This window comes from Ferrovibrio sp., assembly GCF_036381655.1.
GTDB lineage: Bacteria > Pseudomonadota > Alphaproteobacteria > Ferrovibrionales > Ferrovibrionaceae > Ferrovibrio.
The window spans coordinates 1-3,427 of sequence record NZ_DASVCJ010000075.1; the positions used below are offsets into that span (position 1 = coordinate 1).

Genomic DNA, 3,427 nt, shown 5'->3' on the forward strand with positions numbered 1-3,427 from the left:
GAGGCTTGAGCCCGACAGCGAGACCAGCGCAATCGCCAGCAGGATGCCCGGAATCGCCATCAGGCCGTCCATGACGCGCATGATGACGCCGTCGAGCCGGCGGATATAGCCGGCGACGAGCCCGATCACCAGGCCGGCGGAGATGGCGATGGTGGCGACGCAGATGCTGACCAGCAGCGAAACGCGCGCGCCGTAGAATGACCGGGTCAGCACGTCGCGGCCGAGCTTGTCGGTGCCCATCAGGAAATGATCGGACGGCGGCTTGAGCCGGAAGCGCGGCGCGATGGCCAACGGATCGGCCTGGCTGAGGATTGGCGCCAATACCGCCATGACGACCAGCAGCAGCAGGATGCCGCCGCCGATCAGCACGGCGGGATTACGGAACAGCGGATGACGAAGAACGGCGCGCATGCTGAACGATGCCTTAATAGCGGATTCGCGGATCGAGCAGGACATAGGCGATGTCGACCGCAAGGTTGATCAGCACGTAGATGCCGGAAAACAGCAGGATGATGCCCTGGATGATCGGATAGTCGCGCGCCAGTACGGCTTCGACGACCAGCCGGCCGAGGCCGGGAATGTTGAACACCGTCTCGGTGATCACCACGCCCCCGATCAACAGCGCGAAGCCGATGCCGACGACCGAAACGATCGGCACCGCGGCGTTGCGCAGCGCATGGCGGATCAGCACGACATGTTCGGATAGGCCCTTGGCATGCGCGGTGCGGATGTAGTCCTCGCCCAGCACCTCCAGCATCGAGGCGCGGGTAATGCGAGCGAACAGGGCGATGTAGATGAAGCCGAGCGCCAAGGTGGGCAGGATCAGGTTCTGCAGGAAGGGCCAGAATCCCTCGCTGATCGAAACGAAGCCCTGCACCGGGAGCAGATCGAGCCGGATCGAAAAAATGTAGATCAGGATATAGCCCAGCACGAAGACCGGGACCGAGAAGCCCGCGACCGACAGCGCCATGATGCCGCGGTCGATCCAGCTGCTCTGCTTCCAGGCGGCGATGATGCCGATCGGCACGGCAACGGCGACGGAGAAGATCAGGGTGACGAGCGCCAGCGAGATCGTCGGCTCGACCCGGTCGGCGATCATGTGCATGACCGGCTGCTTGGACAGCACGGAGCGGCCGAGGTCGCCCTGCGCCAGATCGCCGATCCAGGTCACGAATTGCTGCCAGATCGGCTGATCCAGCCCCAGGCCGGTGCGGATCGCGGCGATGGCTTCCGGCGTGGCGGCATCGCCGGCAAGGATCGCGGCGGGGTCTCCCGGGCTGAGTCGCAGCAGGAGGAAAACGAAGATGGCCACCACCCCCATGACGGGGATGGCGGCCACCAGACGCGACGCAATCAGACGCAGCATTGCGGCAACGGTCTCGTCGTAAGCTTACTTCTTCTCGATATTCCAGACCACGAAGGCCGGGGTTTCCAGCGCGCCGCTGATATTCTTGCGCAGCGCGGTCGGCTGGGCGTATTCGCCGAGCGGAACATACATGACCTGATCGTAGGCCCGCTTCTGGATCGCGGTGGCGATCTCCTTCTGCTTGGCCGGGTCGCCTTCGCGGGCATACTGGTCGCGCAGCTTCTCGATCTCGTCATCCTTCGGCCAGCCGAACCAGCCGCCGGTCTTGCCGAGCGCATTCACGCCGGCATTGACCACCGGGTTCATCATGTCGGCGGTGCCCCAGGCGGTATGGAAGATGTGCCAGCCGCCCTGATCGATCGGATCCTGCTTGGCGCGGCGGCCGACCAGCGTCTGCCAGTCCATCGTCTGCAGATCGACATTGAAGCCGATCTCGCGCAGCAGCGGCGCGGTCACCAGCGGCAGCTGCGCGATGCTGAGCAGATCGCTCGGCGCCATGATGACGATCTTCTCGCCCTTGTAGCCGCTCTCCTTCAGCATCTTCTTGAGTGTGGCGACGTCGTAGTGCTTCGGCGCGCCGGCATCGGTGTTCAGCGGCGTCTTGCAGCCGAACATGGCATGGCAGACATGGTAGTAGTCGGGATCGCCGACCTGCGCCGCCAGATAATCTTCCTGGTTGACGGCATCGAGGATGACGCGGCGGATCTTGACGTTATCCAGCGGCGGCTGCAGCCAGTTCATCCGCAGCATGTAGTTGAAGCCGAGCGGCTGCAGATCCTTGATGACCACTTCCTTCGATTTCTTCAATTCGGGCAGGAGGTCGAAGGAAGCCTGCTCGATGATATCGACCTCGCCCTTCATGATGGCATTGGTCGCAGTCTGCGCATCCGACATGGTGATCCATTCGACGCGGTCGACCTTGACGACCTTGCCGCCGGACAGGCTGCTCGCGGGTTCGCTGCGCGGCTTGTAGTCCGGGTTCTTCTCGTAGACGACCTTCACGCCGGGCTGGAATTCGCTCTTGACCATGCGGAAGGGGCCAGAGCCGATCTCATCCGGCACGTTCTTGTTGGACGGCGTTTCGGCCATCGCTTTCGGCATGATGAAGCAGGGGCTGGAGCTGGGCTTGCCGAGCGACTGGATGACCAGACCGTAGGGTTCCTTGAGGATGATCTCGAAGGTCTTGTCGTCGACCGCGACCATGTTTTTGACGAAGCCCATGAGCTTCTGGCCCATGCTGTCGCGTTCGCCCCAGCGCCTGATCGACGGAATGACGTCGGCCGACGTCACCGGCGCCCCGTTGTGGAATTTCAATCCGTCGCGCAAGGTGAAGGTGTAAGTCAGCTTGTCCTGGCTGACCGTATACTTCTCGACCATCTGCGGCTTGACGTCCAGCTTGTCGTCCACCGCAAACAGCGTGTCGTAGATCATGTAGCCATGATTGCGCGAGATGAAGGCGGTGGTGATGATCGGATCGGTGATGCGCAGGCCGGCATGCGGCACGACGCGCAGGACTTTCTTGTCGTCCTGGGCCGCGGCGTCCTTCGACGGGGCTGCAAGGCTGAAGGCCATGCCCAGTCCGGCGCTGAGGGTGACGGCTGAAAGCAAGGTGCGAAAAGTACGCGGACGCATAGCACTCCCCCTTGTATTTGTTTGACCGCTAACGAAAGCTCATCATGGTAATGGTTGCCGGGTCAAGCACGACTTTGTCCGAGACCCATACAAAACGACCGCATGCCGCATCGTTGCGCACCCTGCCTGCGACGGCATCGCCACAGCCATGTTCGGGAGGCATAGCCCATGTCGCAGAATTTGAGCCGATCCCTTCGCTACTCCAAGCAGGCCGTGCGCTCCCGCAACGGCGTCGTTGCCGCGCAGAATCAACGCGCTGCGGATATCGGCGCATCGGTGCTGCGCGATGGCGGCAATGCCGTGGATGCCGCGATTGCAACCGCTTTCGCGCTCGGTGCGCTGGAGCCCTGGATGAGCGGCATCGGTGGCGGCGGCTTCATGCAGATCTTCGACGCCAGGAAAAAGACCGGCCATGTCGTGGATTTCGGC

At 62.8% G+C, this 3,427-nt stretch carries 4 protein-coding genes; 1 reads left to right on the top strand and 3 read right to left on the bottom strand.

Annotation, left to right across the window (positions count from 1 at the left end; translation table 11 throughout):
• The 3 genes from VF194_RS16725 to VF194_RS16735 form a co-directional block, all read right to left on the bottom strand.
• The coding region (locus tag VF194_RS16725) for an ABC transporter permease (protein ID WP_414656118.1) at positions 1-411 on the bottom strand (411 nt) is incomplete at its 3' end.
• 13 nt (positions 412-424) lie between these two features.
• Entirely contained in the window at positions 425-1,366 is a 942-nt protein-coding gene (locus VF194_RS16730; protein ID WP_330892333.1) for an ABC transporter permease, read from the bottom strand.
• A gap of 24 nt (positions 1,367-1,390) precedes the next feature.
• Positions 1,391-2,998, bottom strand: coding sequence for an ABC transporter substrate-binding protein (locus VF194_RS16735; protein WP_330892334.1), 1,608 nt, complete (start codon positions 2,996-2,998; stop codon positions 1,391-1,393).
• 168 nt (positions 2,999-3,166) lie between these two features.
• Between VF194_RS16735 and VF194_RS16740 the strand changes: the two genes are divergently transcribed.
• Positions 3,167-3,427, top strand: a 261-nt coding sequence (locus VF194_RS16740) for a gamma-glutamyltransferase (protein ID WP_330892335.1), incomplete at its 3' end; no start/stop codon positions are given.